The sequence below is a fragment of the Paenibacillus sp. FSL H7-0703 genome, from assembly GCF_038003485.1.
Taxonomy (GTDB): domain Bacteria; phylum Bacillota; class Bacilli; order Paenibacillales; family Paenibacillaceae; genus Paenibacillus; species Paenibacillus polymyxa_B.
Window position 1 is genome coordinate 660150 of record NZ_JBBOPF010000001.1, and the last position, 15774, is coordinate 675923.

At 44.1% G+C, this 15774-nt stretch carries 19 protein-coding genes, 1 tRNA gene and 1 pseudogene; 3 read left to right on the plus strand and 18 right to left on the minus strand.

Annotation, left to right across the window (positions count from 1 at the left end):
* Position 1 precedes the first annotated feature (1 nt).
* From MHB46_RS02490 to MHB46_RS02545, 12 genes are all read right to left on the minus strand, one after another.
* A complete protein-coding gene (locus MHB46_RS02490) occupies positions 2-160 on the minus strand; it encodes a hypothetical protein (RefSeq protein ID WP_341161497.1) in 159 nt (52 codons plus the stop codon).
* A 17-nt stretch (positions 161-177) separates the two neighbouring features.
* Positions 178-1212 carry a major capsid protein gene (locus MHB46_RS02495; protein ID WP_341161498.1) on the minus strand — a complete coding sequence of 345 codons (1035 nt, stop codon included), beginning with the start codon at positions 1210-1212 and terminating at the stop codon, positions 178-180.
* Between the two features lie 16 nt (positions 1213-1228).
* Positions 1229-1621, minus strand: coding sequence for a head decoration protein (locus tag MHB46_RS02500; RefSeq protein WP_322175113.1), 393 nt, complete (start codon positions 1619-1621; stop codon positions 1229-1231).
* The gene (locus tag MHB46_RS02505; protein ID WP_341161499.1) at positions 1621-2850 is read right to left on the minus strand and encodes a head maturation protease, ClpP-related; all 1230 of its coding nucleotides are present in this window, start codon (positions 2848-2850) and stop codon (positions 1621-1623) included. The genes MHB46_RS02500 and MHB46_RS02505 overlap by 1 nt, the downstream gene beginning before the upstream one ends.
* Positions 2828-4525 carry a phage portal protein gene (locus MHB46_RS02510; RefSeq protein ID WP_322175117.1) on the minus strand — a complete coding sequence of 566 codons (1698 nt, stop codon included), beginning with the start codon at positions 4523-4525 and terminating at the stop codon, positions 2828-2830. Before MHB46_RS02510 ends, MHB46_RS02505 begins: the two co-directional genes overlap by 23 nt.
* Positions 4522-4755 (minus strand): DUF6148 family protein, encoded by a 234-nt coding sequence (locus MHB46_RS02515; RefSeq protein WP_322175121.1) that lies wholly within the window; start codon positions 4753-4755, stop codon positions 4522-4524. The genes MHB46_RS02510 and MHB46_RS02515 overlap by 4 nt, the downstream gene beginning before the upstream one ends.
* A 27-nt stretch (positions 4756-4782) precedes the next feature.
* A complete protein-coding gene (locus MHB46_RS02520) occupies positions 4783-6645 on the minus strand; it encodes a phage terminase large subunit family protein (protein WP_341161500.1) in 1863 nt (620 codons plus the stop codon).
* Complete coding sequence (locus MHB46_RS02525) at positions 6642-7130, minus strand: hypothetical protein (RefSeq protein ID WP_341063760.1); 489 nt, start codon at positions 7128-7130, stop codon at positions 6642-6644. Before MHB46_RS02525 ends, MHB46_RS02520 begins: the two co-directional genes overlap by 4 nt.
* A 356-nt stretch (positions 7131-7486) precedes the next feature.
* Entirely contained in the window at positions 7487-7717 is a 231-nt protein-coding gene (locus MHB46_RS02530) for a hypothetical protein (protein WP_341161501.1), read from the minus strand.
* Positions 7718-8020: 303 nt separating this feature from the next.
* Positions 8021-8806 carry a head fiber protein gene (locus MHB46_RS02535; protein ID WP_341161502.1) on the minus strand — a complete coding sequence of 262 codons (786 nt, stop codon included), beginning with the start codon at positions 8804-8806 and terminating at the stop codon, positions 8021-8023.
* 58 nt (positions 8807-8864) lie between these two features.
* The gene (locus MHB46_RS02540) at positions 8865-9134 is read right to left on the minus strand and encodes a hypothetical protein (protein WP_341161503.1); all 270 of its coding nucleotides are present in this window, start codon (positions 9132-9134) and stop codon (positions 8865-8867) included.
* Between the two features lie 100 nt (positions 9135-9234).
* Positions 9235-9480: a hypothetical protein gene (locus MHB46_RS02545; RefSeq protein WP_341161504.1), complete on the minus strand. Its 246-nt coding sequence runs from the start codon at positions 9478-9480 to the stop codon at positions 9235-9237.
* A gap of 89 nt (positions 9481-9569) precedes the next feature.
* Here MHB46_RS02545 and MHB46_RS02550 point away from each other — a divergent pair, with 89 nt between their 5' ends.
* Both MHB46_RS02550 and MHB46_RS02555 read left to right on the plus strand, forming a co-directional pair.
* A complete protein-coding gene (locus tag MHB46_RS02550; RefSeq protein WP_016822398.1) occupies positions 9570-9698 on the plus strand; it encodes a hypothetical protein in 129 nt (42 codons plus the stop codon).
* A 12-nt stretch (positions 9699-9710) separates the two neighbouring features.
* The gene (locus tag MHB46_RS02555; protein ID WP_341161505.1) at positions 9711-10043 is read left to right on the plus strand and encodes a hypothetical protein; all 333 of its coding nucleotides are present in this window, start codon (positions 9711-9713) and stop codon (positions 10041-10043) included.
* Positions 10044-10140: 97 nt separating this feature from the next.
* On the opposite strand, the gene MHB46_RS02560 is transcribed toward MHB46_RS02555, so the two are convergent.
* The 4 genes from MHB46_RS02560 to MHB46_RS02575 form a co-directional block, all read right to left on the minus strand.
* Positions 10141-10569, minus strand: coding sequence for a hypothetical protein (locus tag MHB46_RS02560; RefSeq protein ID WP_341161506.1), 429 nt, complete (start codon positions 10567-10569; stop codon positions 10141-10143).
* Between the two features lie 102 nt (positions 10570-10671).
* Entirely contained in the window at positions 10672-10956 is a 285-nt protein-coding gene (locus tag MHB46_RS02565) for a hypothetical protein (protein WP_341161507.1), read from the minus strand.
* Positions 10957-11038: 82 nt separating this feature from the next.
* Positions 11039-11120, minus strand: a tRNA-OTHER gene (locus MHB46_RS02570).
* Between the two features lie 82 nt (positions 11121-11202).
* Entirely contained in the window at positions 11203-11709 is a 507-nt protein-coding gene (locus MHB46_RS02575; RefSeq protein ID WP_341161508.1) for a hypothetical protein, read from the minus strand.
* Between the two features lie 864 nt (positions 11710-12573).
* Here MHB46_RS02575 and MHB46_RS02580 point away from each other — a divergent pair.
* On the plus strand, positions 12574-14088 hold the full coding sequence (locus MHB46_RS02580) for a recombinase family protein (RefSeq protein WP_341161509.1): 1515 nt from the start codon (positions 12574-12576) through the stop codon (positions 14086-14088).
* Between the two features lie 40 nt (positions 14089-14128).
* Here the strand turns inward: MHB46_RS02580 and MHB46_RS02585 are convergent.
* Together MHB46_RS02585 and MHB46_RS02590 are read right to left on the minus strand one after the other, a co-directional pair.
* Positions 14129-14308 (minus strand): annotated as a pseudogene (locus tag MHB46_RS02585) (DUF255 domain-containing protein); the annotation flags it as partial.
* Between the two features lie 128 nt (positions 14309-14436).
* Positions 14437-15441: an alpha/beta hydrolase gene (locus MHB46_RS02590; RefSeq protein ID WP_341161511.1), complete on the minus strand. Its 1005-nt coding sequence runs from the start codon at positions 15439-15441 to the stop codon at positions 14437-14439.
* Between the last annotated feature and the right edge of the window lie 333 nt (positions 15442-15774).

The window sequence follows — 15774 nt, forward strand, 5'->3', positions numbered from 1 at the left end:
CTTATTCCGCAGGCTTGGCGGTATTCTTCTTGTCATCCTCTACCATTCCAAGATCAATCAGTCGTTGAATCGCCTCTTTGCCAATACTAACAGGGACCTCTTCACCAATTTTGTAATTCTTATCGTTGTGACGGATATTCCACGTTGCTATATATGCCATCTCTGTTTTCCTCCTCTTTAGTTAAGAACCTTAGCTACATACCATCCGTCCACATTTTGCGGAACGACGATAGGACGGGCCAACATTTGCAAGTAACGAGCTGCAGGTTCTCTAGTCGTCCATGATTGCGGTGTTACCTTGGCACGAACAAATTGGAATTGTCCATTTTCGCCCATGATCAAGATTGCACCATAATTGAATTCAAATGGTTTTCCGTCTGGCAGTAACGCAAGTGTTCCAGCAGGAATGTAATCCTGTTCTTTACCTTCTTCGTCGGTGTATGAATTCGTGTAGGACCAGATATGAATAGCAGCCTGACGCAAATAACCGTGATAGACAACCCCCTCTGGTAAGAGTTCTGTATTCAGATTTCCAACATCCAAGGTCTCTTTTTCAGCTTTGATTAGTGCAAGCAAAGTAGGATGACGAGTGATTGCAGAACCGACTTCAAATGTGGTTAATACTCTGCGCATGGTCAAGCCGCTTTTGCGCATAACCTCCATTTTCTTTTCTGTGAGATAAGCAACAACATCAAAAGTTGGGTCGGATAAGTCTTTACCGGAGAGAACTTCCTTGTTGGTAAAATCCCAGTCCAACTCCTGATTAACACCCTCACCGATTTGCGTTGTCTTGCCTGTGAACATGGTTTCGGACAACTGTTGAATCTTTCGGCGGTCGATTGTGCTTAACAATTCTGCTGTGTCTTCAATCAGGAGTTTTTGAGCTCGTACATCCGGGGAATCCGGGTTATACAAAGTCTCTCCAGCACGTCTTACCTTAAGATCGTTCCGAGTAATGACACGCATAGGCTTAACTAACGCAGGCTTGTACTGCTTGGCAGTAAATCCAGTGCGCAGTACAACCTTACCTGGCATCAATTCATTGACATAAGGAGCCAGTGGACGGTGACCTTTTTTGGTCTGGATTTCAATTTCATCGGAATCGAAGGTTTCTCCTTCGGACGCATATGTGTCCAGTAGGTAATAGGAGTCTGTCGGAAATGATTCAACTACACGGAATAACTGCGGGAATGCGTAAATATCTTTTGCCATAATCTATTAATCCTCCCTATTTAACTACTCGTTTTGTGATAAGACCGATGTTGCGCATTGCTACTTCGTGCTTTTCAACCTTGTCATTGCCGCCGAACTTGAGCGCATCACGGTTAAACTCACCGGATGTGTAAGCCACGGCCCGAGCATCCTTGGTTGTAGCGTCGACCTCTTCGTCTGCCAAGATGCAGTATGGATTCTCAATACCGCCCGTCTTACTCGAATCTACTGGCACAGTGATGGGTGTTCCTGCGTAAAGATCTGTTTCAGCGAGTTGGCTTTCTCTGCCCAAGACAGTTCCACGTTTAACCACTCCAGCCCCCGCTTTGACGATAATTGCAATGACTGTTTTCGGTTCGACTCCACCTGCGTACAGATTGTCATACGGCTGGCTTTCATAAGCTGGCATTATTTACGACCTCCCTTTTTGTTTTGAAGCTGTTTTGCATACTCAATCATGTTGTTTACGGCTTGTTCGTTTTCAGCGTCATCATTTGATGCACCGACAGTGATTACAGGCGCTTCCGGGGATACATTTTTCACACCGCTGTCGTCCGAATCTTGTTGGCGTTGCGTCCCCTCTTGGCCCACACGCGTAATTGATGCTTGAACGATTTTCATAGCCACATCACCGGCGGTTTCGCCATTTGTGATGGCATCTTTAATAAAAGGCTTGGCTCCAGGGGCGCCCTCCATATTTGTCAGTGCGCTAATACGGCTGCGTTCGGCTGTAGTAGCCAGACTGACCACCTCGTTGTACAAGTCTGGGTGATCGTTTTTCAGTTGGTTTAAATCCATTGGTTTGTTTTCCCCTTTCATAGAGTTGATCTGATTTTTTAGTCCCTCGAATGTGTCTCCGGCTTGCGGAGTACCGCCTTTATTTGTGTTAACAGCAGCTACAGGCTGTTTGGCTGTCGAAGCAAATTGCAGATTTGGAATGCTTTGCAAGGGGGTTATCCTTTCCAGTCCGCTGTCGCCAAGCGCTGGAGGCTGATTTGTGAATCCTCCGCTTTTAAGAAGCTCGTTGCGAACCTTGTTTATGACCGCCTCAGGCAAAACTCCGTCACTGCCGAGCATATCAAAAGCGCTGTTGGTAACTTTTGTGGCGCCTTCACTGAACATTATTTCGTCCGCAAATCCAAGTTCGACAGCCTTCTGAGCATTCATCCAAGTTGTAATGTTCATGAGATCAAGTAGTTCATCCCTTGTCTTGCCTGTTCGGAGTGAATAAGCATTGGTGATTGCCTCGTCCGTGCTTTTCAGCAGGGCAGAAGAGCGGTCATGGGCATTCTTGTCGCCATCCGTACCCGTTGCAGCGTTGTGAATCATGATCTGCCCCGGCGGCGATATCTTGATAACGTCAGCACCCATGAGCATAACCGAGGCAGCAGAAGCCGCTACACCCGTTACTTTCGCCGTGATCTTCCCGGGGTAATCTTTTAGTAAAGTGTAAATCTCAGCACCATCAAAGGCGGAACCGCCGAGAGAATTTACGTACAATTCGATCTCGTCTCCGTTTGCTGCATCAAGTTCCTTGGAGATCATCCCCGGACTCACAGCCGGAATACCAAACCATTGATAAACCCATGCGTTTGCATCCCCGATTATCGGCCCGTTAGCCTTGATCTTCTTTGGCATTTGTGTTTTCACCCCCTTCCTCATCATCGTTGTCTTCTTTGCCCTCATAAGACGGTTCAGATGGCATAACTGGAATTGGTGCAGCTCCTTCGGTCAGTCCCAGTTCCTTTAGTCGTGCTTTCTCATACGCACGTTGTTGAATGTTTTGTTCCCATGATCCGCCGTTTAGCTCGACCGTTTCCTTTGTGGCTGTACTTAAATTGTTCTCAATCCGGGTAACAGCCGCGCCTACCTCCTTAGTCGGATCAAGTAAACCCTGGCTCGGCCCGTGCCATTCTGCCCGTGTGTAGGCAGCAAAAATAGCCGGGTCATCAAAGATGCCAGGCGCGTTTATTCTACCTTTGGTTACAGCCTCAACAAACCATTCTTCATAAATAGGCTGGCAGAGCGTTTTAGCCAGCCAGGAACGGCGCATGCGGTACATTTTCCAAGCTTCCAATAGTGCTCCACGGCTCGCTGAGTATGAAGATGTGAATTGCTTGGTCAGTATTTCATATGGCAGTTCAAGAGCTGCTGCAATCTGTTTCAGCAGCGCCCTGACGAAAGCCTCGTAGTTCGGATTCGGCCTTGATGGGTCAGCGAACTCAACGTCCTCACCAGGGTCCAGATAAACAATTGCACCGCGACCCATTTTTATATTGTCGCCCCCTGTTCCCGGTATAGGTTCTTGATACTGATTGTCAGTTTCCGGTTCATTCATACCATACGGATCTTGCCCATCGTCTCCTGGAGTTTTTACAAACACGGTGTACATTGACGTTATAACAGCAGCCATCAATTCCGCCTCTGTATACTGATTGAGGAGTTTTAAAGATTCAATAATAGGCGCAATAATCGGTATGCCCCTGCGTTGTCCCGGTCGCTCTGCTTCAAAAAGATGGATTACATTCAATCGCCCCGTCTGCTTGCCGTACTTCTCAACCCGGACCCAATCTCTCTCCCCAGTCAGATCAAACTTGCTACTGCCCGGATGTCGGTTGCTGAAATGGTACGCAACCACCATACCGTCTGCATCAACCTCAACTCCAGATTGGACCAGATCCATATTTTCCAGTTGCACATTAAAGGGCGTATCACAACGGTCAGCCTCCACAAGATTGATACGTAAGTCATAAACCGCATGATCTCTTGGCAGCATTGGCAACAAAGCGAATACGTCCCCGCTCATGAGGGTTGACAAGAAAGCTAAGGCTTGTAACTCGTAAAAATCATTGAGCCCTGCCGCATCGCATTTGCTTGTTTCAGCCCATAATGCCCATTCCCTGTGTATGCTCGCCCTCAAGTCTTCGCTTTCCTGATCGCTGAGGTTTAGGAATTTGGAATCAAAGGCTGGGTTGAGGCGTAAGCCAGTACCCACGATGTTCGTTCGCAAACCCTTGTGAGCTGCTGCAACAACGTCAGATCCCATGTGTAAGTCTCTGGCCCGGGCTCTAAGCTCGTTAATATTCTCATGAATATCTGCATCAGCGTCACCAACTGGCGTTTGCCACATGACCATAGACGATTTTGTACGGCTGGCTCCATGCCTGCCATATCCTTTACCGCCAAATGACTCTTTGTAACTATTAATAACTGTCTTAGCTGCTTCATGCCTTGCAACATCCAGGCGGGACGCCTCTCTTTTAGCCGCAATACCCGGAGCCACAAAGTTTAGAGTCTTGTCCAGCCAGTTCATCGGTCAAACGGGGTGATTCCTCTTACTTTGCTTCTCCGTTTCACTCCCGGATTTTCCAAGTCGTCAACGATGCGACCATAATATCTCTTGCGCTCCAGTACCACATTCATGTCTGTCCGTGTCATAGACCGACCAGCGATGGTGTATGATTTTCCTGTAGCGAGTGCCGCCTCAGCGTCGCACCAAAGCTTGTACATCATTTGAGCCTCAGCTAAAGTCATTTTTGGCATATCCCCTGTTCACCTCCTTCACATAATTTACAAGCTGCTAGAAACATTCCTTTTCTTTTTCCGCTGCTGCGGCCTTACCGGACCCGAAACCACGCTTCCCGGCTCAGGTAACGGCAGGTCAAAGTTCGGATTCATCATTTCAATTGCTGCACGGTTATAAACAGCAAGGTCAAGGGCTTCATTCCGCGCCCTGGTCTGAACCCAAACGGTATAAGGAATCCCGTTTTTGTAGCGGGTGACCAATTGCTCTGCCGTCAACTGTTTGAAATATTCTTCGTCATATACGAACGGGTCCGGGTTATCTGGATTCGGAAGTGGAAACCGACATGACCCAGGCTTTCCAGGTTCAATTGTAAGCGACGAAAATACCTTAGCCTTACCTTCGGCTACCCCAAGCCGGATAACCGTAGCACGGTGGACGTTGTTGTCTGTGGTGCCGTTTAAAAGAGGTGTGTGTGTACCGTCGCCGCTGTCCTCACCTTTAATCGCATATATTCCGCGTGAGGCACGAGGCTTGCACCACTTGTACACCTCGCGAGTGAAGTGTCCCCCTGAGTCCATCAATGTTCGACGTATGCGAAACTTCCTGCCCGCTGCGTCCTGCCATGTCCGGGACAGAAATTCGTCTAGATCATCCCAAACGTCCTGCAATTTCAGGTCACCATATACCCGGTGATACTGTATTCTCCAGCTAGAATAATCTTTTCCCCAGCCAATGACGTCAATTTCGAACCGATTGTCCTGCGTGTCCACCGCCGCAGTGAGGAATTTCACACCCTCTGGAACCCGATGCATGTACATCTCACGGCGATTCAGGAGCAATTCATGTTCTACCTTCTCGCCTTCTTCCTCCCATGACTCCGCCATAACGGTGTTGAAGAAGGTCTTGAGAAGCGCTGGGCCGCCACGTTTGGCAGCCTTGAATTCATTGACAGCATCTTTCCATGTGTAATTTATCGTTGCTGCAAGGCTACTCAGCTTAAACCCGCGAGTTTTGGAGTGTTCCTTCCCAGCAACCCAAACCACTCGCTTGGCATAATCCTTTTTCCATTCATGTTCACCATTCAGCGCACCACAATGCTTGCACACATGATCGACCCGTGTACAAGCCCGCGTTTCTTCGTCGTAGTCGAAGTCGATCTGCCTCCATGTTAAGGGCTGCAGTTCATCACAGGACGGACAAGGGAAGTGTAATTCTTCCTGTGTGCTGTCCTCGTAAAGAGCCTCGATACGGGAAGCACCTTTGATGGTCGGAGTGGATACCCACACCATTTTTTTGTTGTAAAACGTCTTGGTTCTAGCTGTTACCAGTGATACAGGGTCACCTTCCTTGCCTGCCGATACCGGGAAACGGTCAATTTCATCCCCAATAACCACCCTGATCGGCTTGGAAGCCAAAGAAGCAGGCGAATTCGCGCCTGCGATGTTGATCCGTCCACCTGGAAATGTCTTATACAAAATGGTATTCCGGCTATCACGGCTCTTATCCTTGACCACCAGTGGTGATAATTGTGGAGAATCCCGGTACATCGGGGTCAAACGGTCATTAGAAAAGTCACGTGCAACCATCAAATCCGGCTGTATAACCATGATCGGAGCTGGGTCATGCCCAGTAAAATAACCAATCGTATTAAGCTGCAGGTCCGTTTTGCCAAGCTGTGAGGCCCACATGAGCACAACCGACTCAACATTTCTGTCAGATATAGCTTCCATGGGAACCCTTTGATAAGGTGCCCGCTCTGTTTTCCATGGACCAGGTTCAGCCGAAGCTTCTGGAGACAACACCCTGTGTCTGTCAGCCCATTCAGATACACTGATTGGCTCAGGAGGCGCGACAAGGCTTAAAGTGTCAGCAAGCAGGCGGAATGTCCTTTTACGTTGCGCATTCATGACTCATCATCTGCCATTGGGTCATACTTAGACAGCAGGTTTAGTGCCTCGTTTATGCGATCCTCCAACAAGATGCGAATTGCCTTTTCGTCGCTTAGATACGCCAGTTGATTTGCCAGTTTCGGAGGCAGGCCAGTTAATCTCTCGCGGAAATTCACCAGCAGTGTTCCCCATGCGTCTTGCACATCAGCGGTAGTGTGTAGATTCTTTCGCTTTTCCTCCAGTTCCAACGAGGCAATTTCCTTTTTAATCTGCTCATGCTGTGCCTTTTCGTCTGCAAAACTAATCTTGCCCTCCTCGGTTGCCCCAGTCACATGCCGGATGTATGCCTGGACGGTTGCAGCAAGCTCATATTTCCCCCGACTTACCTGCGTAAGCACACCGTCACGGGTTAATTGCCCGATCCATTGCTTGGTTTTGCCAACAATCGCCGCAAATTCACTGGTTCCGACAATGACCTCCGCCCTGTTCTCTCCTTTCCCCATAACTGACCACCTACTTTCCATTTATTCATCAAAATCACGGCACGCTATCAGACGCATTTTAAGCACCTTTTTAGCGGCGTATTAATAGAAGGGATAAATTATCCAAGCACAATATAAAAAGCCCTCAGCAGGGATTACACGAAGCCTGCGGGGCTGAAAAAGGAAAGTGTTTTTCAAAATTAAAATCTGTACGTTTTTCGGGCTCATGCGCACCCGTACCTATTTTTAAGCTCCAGAAGGACCCAAATTTATTTTTTCTGGAGAAAAAGAAAGCTTTTAAGATTATTTTTCATAATCATTTCACGCGCGCGCCTCCTTCTTTTATTCTTTAATCTTTAAGACCTTGGTATAAAGGGTTAGGCATAGCTTACGTCTATGTGTATGAAAGACGGTGGTTGATGCACGAGTATTTTAATTGACTGTATATCCACCTTGTTATCTTTGGCATACTGTTCAACCTTATCTGCTATTTCACGTTTTAATTGATCCTGAGGCATGTCCTTCTTTAGTTGAACGGCGACTCTCATTTCTCTGTTCTCCAATAGATTCATCTGACAGTGGTAATTCTCTTCATGTTCCATCATCATCGTTATCATCCTTTCTGTTTTATGTATGAACAACAAATACACCGTCCTTTTATGCATAATGCATAGAACGATGTATGTATCTAGTAACTCTAAATGAGCTATATATTATATATATTATTATTTATATTTCTTTCTTTCTTTCTTGGGGGGACAATTACCCCCCTCTAGCGGTGGACAATCATACCCCCCTAGAATATTTAGAGGGGTGCAATCGTCCACCAGTAGAATTATGTTAGGGGGGGACAATCGTCCACCGCTAATATGCATGATTTATTGTATATTGCGTATAAATATTCAATATTATTATGGCGCCAAGACACCCGCAGTTCGTAGCTTACCAAGCAAGGAATTAAAGTCTGCAACTAGGCCAGCCACATCCGTAGCCGCGCTATTGGCCTGTGCTGCTGCTTGCTTCACTGTGCCGTTTGCTGCTGTCGTTGCTGCACTGACAGGTGTTCCTGCACCGATAAGTGTACGAGCAGCAGCGGCATCTGCAGCAGCCATGATTTGCTTACCCATCGCGCCTGCGTCACTGATATCCGTCACCTTCGGAGCATAGTTGCCTGCCTTGGCATCTGTAGCTGTTGTACCGACCTTGAGGTTTGATGTACCTGCACCGATGGCTGTACGGGCCGCAGAAGCATCAGCTACTTTTAGGAGATTCTTACCAACGTCACTCGCGTCCGTAATGCTGTCAACTGTTACAGAACCACCGCCACCACCAGATAGGCCAGCCACAGGCAACGGATTATTCTTGCCCACAAGCGACAGCTCGCCGTTCTCTCCTTCAATGTAAATGCCCTTGCCTAAAAAGCTTTTATAATCCAATTTGCTCAACTCCGCTTCTATGTTATTGGGATTTGATAGATACTGAAATGCTTTGTTCTTTTCAGTTCCTATCGTGTTCATTTCCTTCTTGGCCTCAACCAAATGATTCACATCAACCACCAATTCCCGGATCTCTTCCACTTGCATGAGTGGTTCAAGAAACTCCGGTATGTCTCCGACAAAACTGCCAAACTGAAATAACCCGCGCGATGGGATCGGCGGGCCAATGTAAATTAATATGCTCTCTTCTATTGTTAACACCTCCTTCCTGGTCGAATTAGGGCAAAGAAAAAAGCACCGGTTAGGGTGCTCTATAATCCTATGTTGTTTTCAACTTTTTTTCGTGCCCAGCAAGTCTAATTTCCTCTTGTAATTCCTCGTCAACATTCTGTGCTTTTTTTATCGCTTTTGAAATACTATCAATGAAAAAAGAAACTTCTTTCTCCGAGTAATTACTCTCGTTTTCCTTGTATTTCTTTAATAATACAAGGAAATCCGCATAAGCTTTGGAGCGTCTCTTATCCATCGCTAGTAACTCTTTTTCAAAACTTTCCAGTTGTTCTCGCGTCATTTCTGAATAGGAACTCATTTTCATCACCTCCAATTACCATACACCGGAAGGCATTAACCCTAATATAGATGGTTTTAAAAAAATTTGCGTATATACCTTGTGAATATTCGAATTAAGATTACTTCAGGTTTTGTTCAACATACTCTATTCCGTAAGCTGTCAACTTGAAATTAATAAATCCGATGGCCTCAGCTGTCTTTTCGATGACTCCCTGCTCTTCCCAAAACTTCACAATAGCTCGCTTTGTAATATAATCCTCAGGATTAGAATTATCTTTTTTTAGACCTCCGCCATTTATATGGCCTTGAGAAATCTGATGTTCATATAAATCAACTAATAATTGTTCACGCTCATGCTTCTGCATTATCCCACCTCCTTCGACAAAACAATTCGACACATAGGAAGGATATTCCTTTTTATGCGCCGAAAGTAATAGTACGAAAGGAGGTGTTTATGTTGCATATACTTGAAGATATCTGGGACGGTGTCTACGAACGAATAGTTAAGCCCCTTTTACAGAACGTCGCTGCGGTAGCCATTGCCCTAACACTTTTAACAGCCGTATCCTACTATTTTTCATAAGGGAGAATAACTATGACAACATACTACGTTACTGGTACAAAGCAATTTACCAGTGAACTGCAAACAAAGCTCATGGAGTTGTCAAATAATGAGTTGAAAACTCCACATCCGTACACTCAGGAACTTGAACTTTTAATGTTTGCAATTACTCGGAGCAGCACTCCTGGTAAAAAAGACTTAGAATCGCGTTTCGGCGAATACTACCAGTTTATTCTGTTGAACGAACATGCGAAGAATTTACTGATAGACTACAAAGTCCCTTTAGAAATACTTGGAACTGTAGAATATGAAGATCCGATTAATGAAGGATTTAGTCTCTTGATCAGCAATACAAGATTCATTTAAATAAATGGCACCTTGCGGAATCGAACCGCACACTTCCTTTAGGTGCTGTGAAGTCCCCGGATCAGCTCCGGGGATAAACAATATTGCAACTCGCTAACTACCAAAAAAATGTCCCCGATTGCTCAATCTCTATTAATGCTCTCCACAAGAACGATACAAGCAGTTCACCTTTTTGGCTTTCAATGGAAATCATGCTGTCCCACAAAACAATCCATCCATTACCAAACGAATGAAGAATAAAAGCATGATGAAGAGATAAACACTCAATCAACATTCCGGTTGTAAAGAGTGGGTATGCATCTGAATAGATGATTTTTTGCCCATTCCCATATATAAGAATGTAGTGATAATCTTCATCAAGCATGGTGCTCTCAATCACGTATGGGGTTTCTGGTTGTTCTATAATGAAAAACTGATCACCGGGCTTATAATCAAACCACGTCTTTTCAAATAATGGGTCTAATATTTCTTTATCAATTGATAGCACTTCTTCAGGAGTTAAAATATCTCGTTGCCTAATAAACATGAAGCCATCCCCTTGATGTAATTTATTTATCACCAAGATTCTATCTTTTTTGAGCTATTAGGTCGAGAATAAAATTCTTTCACTCCCTCGCTTTACACATCATTACTGCAACTCTTTGACTACCTTGGCGATATGGGCAGGAATCGTGAAACCTTCGCTTTCCGTCAATGAACCATCCGCATGCAGTTTAATAGCCAGTTGGTCGTACTCACCCGTGCCTGTAGGGACAACAGGGTTGCCATATGCGTGTGGACCTGCAAAGCTTACTACTCTACCAGTGGGGCTATATTTACGGGCCTCAGCCTCGGTATTTACCACCTTGAAGATATTATCCGAACCAAGATACCCATAACCACCATTACGTACTGCGCTTGCTTCTGTACTCAATACAAAACACTTCCTTTTCTATTATTGTGAAAACAAAAAGAGCAGCGCATATACGCCACTCTCATTAGGTCTTTTAATTAGGTGCACGGTGTGGGAATTGAACCCACGCCTTTAGGTCTGTTTTACTCGGGCCCGCCTGTGCTCTACCACTGAGCTAACCGTGCATAATAGTGATATTGAAGAAACTAAAAAGGTCGGCACGATAGCCGACCTCCTCACTGCATTTAAATAACTATAATGTGATTATTACAGTTCTCCTCGTGAAGTGCCTATACGAACTGAAAGCTCGCCCTCCATATATGCTTTACCCGAGGAAAGAGATACATAATACTTATTAGCACCAGGCCAAGCGCTTGAACTAATTTCACTGTAAGTGCGACCAGGTTCTACAGTTCCAGACATCATTTGCGAACCTGTTTCTGAGCCTCTGTTCACCGAAAATTTAATTGGCTGCTTACCGTCATTACGTATCCATACCTTAACATAGCCATAACCTGAGGGTATATCGAAATTTTCTGTTAGTTCTGTGTTGCGGAGAGTTCTATCAACCACCGATTTAGTGGCATAAGGAGTAATAACATGATCTCCCGCTTTTGGTGTATTCACATCGGTCGATGTGTTTGCAGATTGGGAAACTGCTGTTGAGTCAGTTGTAGCTGGTGCAACATCCGTGGCTGCTGCAGAAGCAGATAACGGAATTGCAAGAGCTAGAGACAAAACAGATACTACAGAAGCCTTTTTAATGTTCTTCATACTCATAAGCCCACTTTCTTTGATTTTTTATCCTGTGTACTTTATCAACCAACCAATATGTATAGAAACTATTAGAGTGTTCAAGATTGATAAAGTTTTTACAGGTATCTATTAACATTTACATTATAAGTCTTTTATTGTAATTATTCAACAAAAAAATGGGTTTTGATTCCATGTTAGCAGAAGCCCGGATTTGAACCAGGACTGTGGGGAATTGACCCCCGCAGCGCACCTCGCATTCTGCATGAAACCGCTGGCGGATTCGAACCACCGATACACCCACCCATTCTTTTTCGCGAGAAGGAATCGAACCTTCGTGGATATACCCCGTTGCGGTTATGATAATAGATGTGGACAAGGGACTTTCACCCTTGCATACAGCCTTTGCTATTTACTCCCTTTGACTGCGTAATGGGATTATCTGCGTCTCTCTTCCGCCACCACATCATGATATAAGCTTTGTTGGAATCCGGTGCTTGCTTACGCGTCCGGCCTGCGCTCCTGATCCATTCTTTAGCGGCTAGGATCACCATGCATGAGGAATGCGCTCGTCAGGCGCACATTAGCAAGAGTGGAGTTACTAGGAACAAACAGAAAGACCAGCATGCCCGCTTGTCCTACCCTTGCGGCTCTCTGTAGGTCTTATAGCAAGGGGCTAACTGGTGCCGCTCGTCTTACGCCTACCACCGTCAAACAGGTGTGTGATTGTGTCGGGTGCTGCTCTCTCTTTGTTTTCCATGTTATAAGAATACACTATAGAAAACCTAATGATTTATAGTTATTTCAAATAATTAACAAAAAATTATTGATTATTTTTCTAATCGTTGTATATTTGTGTCATTACATTTGGAAAGGTGTCTTGTTATGGATAATACTTCATACATAATAAAATACGTCGCTCTTTATCTTCGGAAAAGCCGTGGAGAAGAGGATACCGATCTTGAAAAACACCGCTACATCCTGAGAGAGATATGTGTGAAGCATGGATGGAAGTATGTTGAATACGTTGAAATAGCGAGTTCTGAAACAATAGAGTACAGACCAAAATTTAAGAGTTTGCTATCTGACGTTGAGGAAGGTATTTATGATGCGGTGCTTGTGGTGGATTACCAGCGTCTTGGCAGAGGGGAACTTGAGGATCAAGGAAAGATAAAACGTATCTTCCGTGATAGTGAGACGTACATAGTCACACCCGAAAAAATATATAACCTCGTTGATGATACGGACGATTTGCTTGTGGATGTAAGAGGACTACTTGCTCGTCAGGAATATAAGACAACTACAAAAAATTTGCAACGCGGAAAGAAAATTGGAGCAAGGCTTGGCAAATGGACAAATGGACCGGCTCCTTTTCCTTATGTTTATGTAGCAGCAATAAAAGGGATCGAGGTCGTTCCTGAAAAAAATGTTGTCTACCAAGAAATGAAATCCAGGATTTTTGGAGGTGAAAGCTTAGAATCAATTGGCTGGGACTTTAATAGACGTGGTATTCCCGGTCCCGGACCTAAAAATGGATTATGGCACTCAAATACGATGCGAAGAATAGTGATTAGCGAAGTTCATTTAGGGAAAATAATTTCGAACAAAACAAAAGGCTCCGGTCACAAAAAAAAGAAAGCTCAGCCACTGGTTATCAATCCACGAGAAGAATGGGTCATTGTAGAAAACTGTCATGCCGCTGTAAAAACTGAGGAAGAACACATGAAATTATTAGCCATGTTAGAGAAAGGTCAAATTGTACCGAATCGCGCAAAGGCAGGAACATATGCCCTGTCTGGCCTAGTGTTTTGTGGGAAATGCAAGAAAATGATGCGTTATAATGTTCGCTCTGATGGTTATAGCACTAACTCAATTAAGGCATGTAATAAATACGACCACTTTGGCAACTATTGTAGCAACAGTGGCGTGAAGGTTAGTATCCTTACTGACTTTATAGATCGGGAGATAGCTGATTACGAACAGAGAATTATTGATAGTGATAATTACATCAACACTGATGTAATCGAAAAATTAGAGCGGATCATTCGTGAAAAAGAAACTCAGTTAACCAAGCTCAACAGAGCGCTGTCTAAGATAAAGGAAATGTATGAAATGGAGGAATATACACGAGAAGAGTATGAGGAGCGTAAAGTTAAACGGCAACAAGAAATATCTGCTCTCGAATCCGAATTAGCGGTCCATCGTTATGAGATAAACTACGACAGCAGAGAAAAGAATAAAGAACGGATGAAATTAATAAAGTCATTTAAAGACATTTGGTCTTCTGAATCTGCAACTGGGCATGATAAGAATATGATTGCAAAAATGATTATCTCCAGAATAGAGTATATATATGATAAAGGTACGAACAATCTGAATATATCTATTCAATTTAACTAAACCCTTACTGAGTAAGGGTTTTTATTTTGAGGCTTAAGAAAACGTGACACCAATGGCAAGTGGAATAGCCAACAGATAGGAAAATAGGCTTGTTATCACGTTTAGCAATTTCAAAAGCCTCATCTGACCAAGGGAACCAATTTACCGGATTGTGAGCATGCTGTAGCAAATACGGTGATTTTTCCTTGGATAGTCTATTCGGTTTGCTGCTCGTTGTCATGGGACATCACCACTTCCGTAGTTGGATTTTATGCTTGGTACTATTTTACCCTAAATGGGTGGTAAAAGTCGGAAAAGGTGAAAAAAAGATGATATCAGATTAGAATTAATAACTGCAGTCGGAGCTTATTAGAGTTTAGCATTATACTCATTAGAATTTATATCAAAGATCTCCAGCGCTTTCAGTAAGGCGTATTCACTTGTTCTGGCTCCTTCTTTTGAAAAATGTGCATCCGGAAACGCAGGAGACATATGATGGTACCCGGGATAGACATGTAATTCCACTAAGACTCCATCAAAAGCCAGTTGTTTTGCAAAAACCAAGGCTTCATCAATGAATAAATCAAGGGTACCTATATTTATATAAGTCGGTGGTAACCCCGCCAATGACTTAGCACGGGCCGGCGCATAATACTCATTTACCTCCTCTTGACCCGGTTCTTCCCCCAATACAGATTTCCAGCCAAAATAATTACTTTGTTTTGTCCAAATAAACTCTCCTGCGTATGGATGCTCTGGTGCGGTACTTGTCCGATCGTCTAGCATTGGCCTCATCAATCTTAGATGATGGATTTCGAATTCCTTCTGATCACGAATGTACAAGGCTAGGCCAGCCGCCAAACCGCCGCCAGCGCTGCTGCCCCCTACGGCAACTTTCTGAGTATCTATCCCTAACTCTTCCGCATGTTCAATACACCATTTTAGGCCCGAATAACAATCCTGTAACTGACTTGGCTGCACATGCTCTGGTGCTAGGCGATAGTACACGGATACACAACAGAAACCATGTTGTGCAGCAAGAGATGCATTAGCAGGACGATCCACGACTGGACTTCCTAAGACCATCCCGCCTCCGTGTATCGAATAATATAGAGGCATCTTATGATGCTTTGAATGTTTGGGCTTAATGATTTCTATTTGAATATCTGGACCACTAAAGTAACTTGGCACAACCTTTTTTTCTAATGTAATAGGGAACATCTGCGTTACATCTATTTGTTGCATCATTTGAGATTGATTTTTACGTGCTTCCATTAGTGTAGATTCGGTAAGATCGGTTGTTGGTATTAAATCAACTGCACTGATAATTTCCGGATCAATCAGATGTCTACTTCTACTTTTTTGCTCTCCCATAGTAATTGTTTCCTCACTTTCTTATTTTAAAGACAATGAATCAATACATTTTTCCCTTTAATTGTTGCTGTTGTTTATATTCATATTTTAAAGATTAAAATAAGCTTAATAAATGAAAACAACGATTTAGAATCATTTTTGGCATAAAAACAATAATGAAAAAATGAAGTACAGCCTTTGAAATAGAATGGGTCTGTTGGATCATCGGGGAGGGTGAACGGAATTTTGGGATCAAGAACGGTATGTAAAAAAGCTCAAGAGAGAAAATGAAATGCGAACACACATCAAACCTTTTGCCAAACAAAAAGACGTGACCGGATTGATTTTTCACCA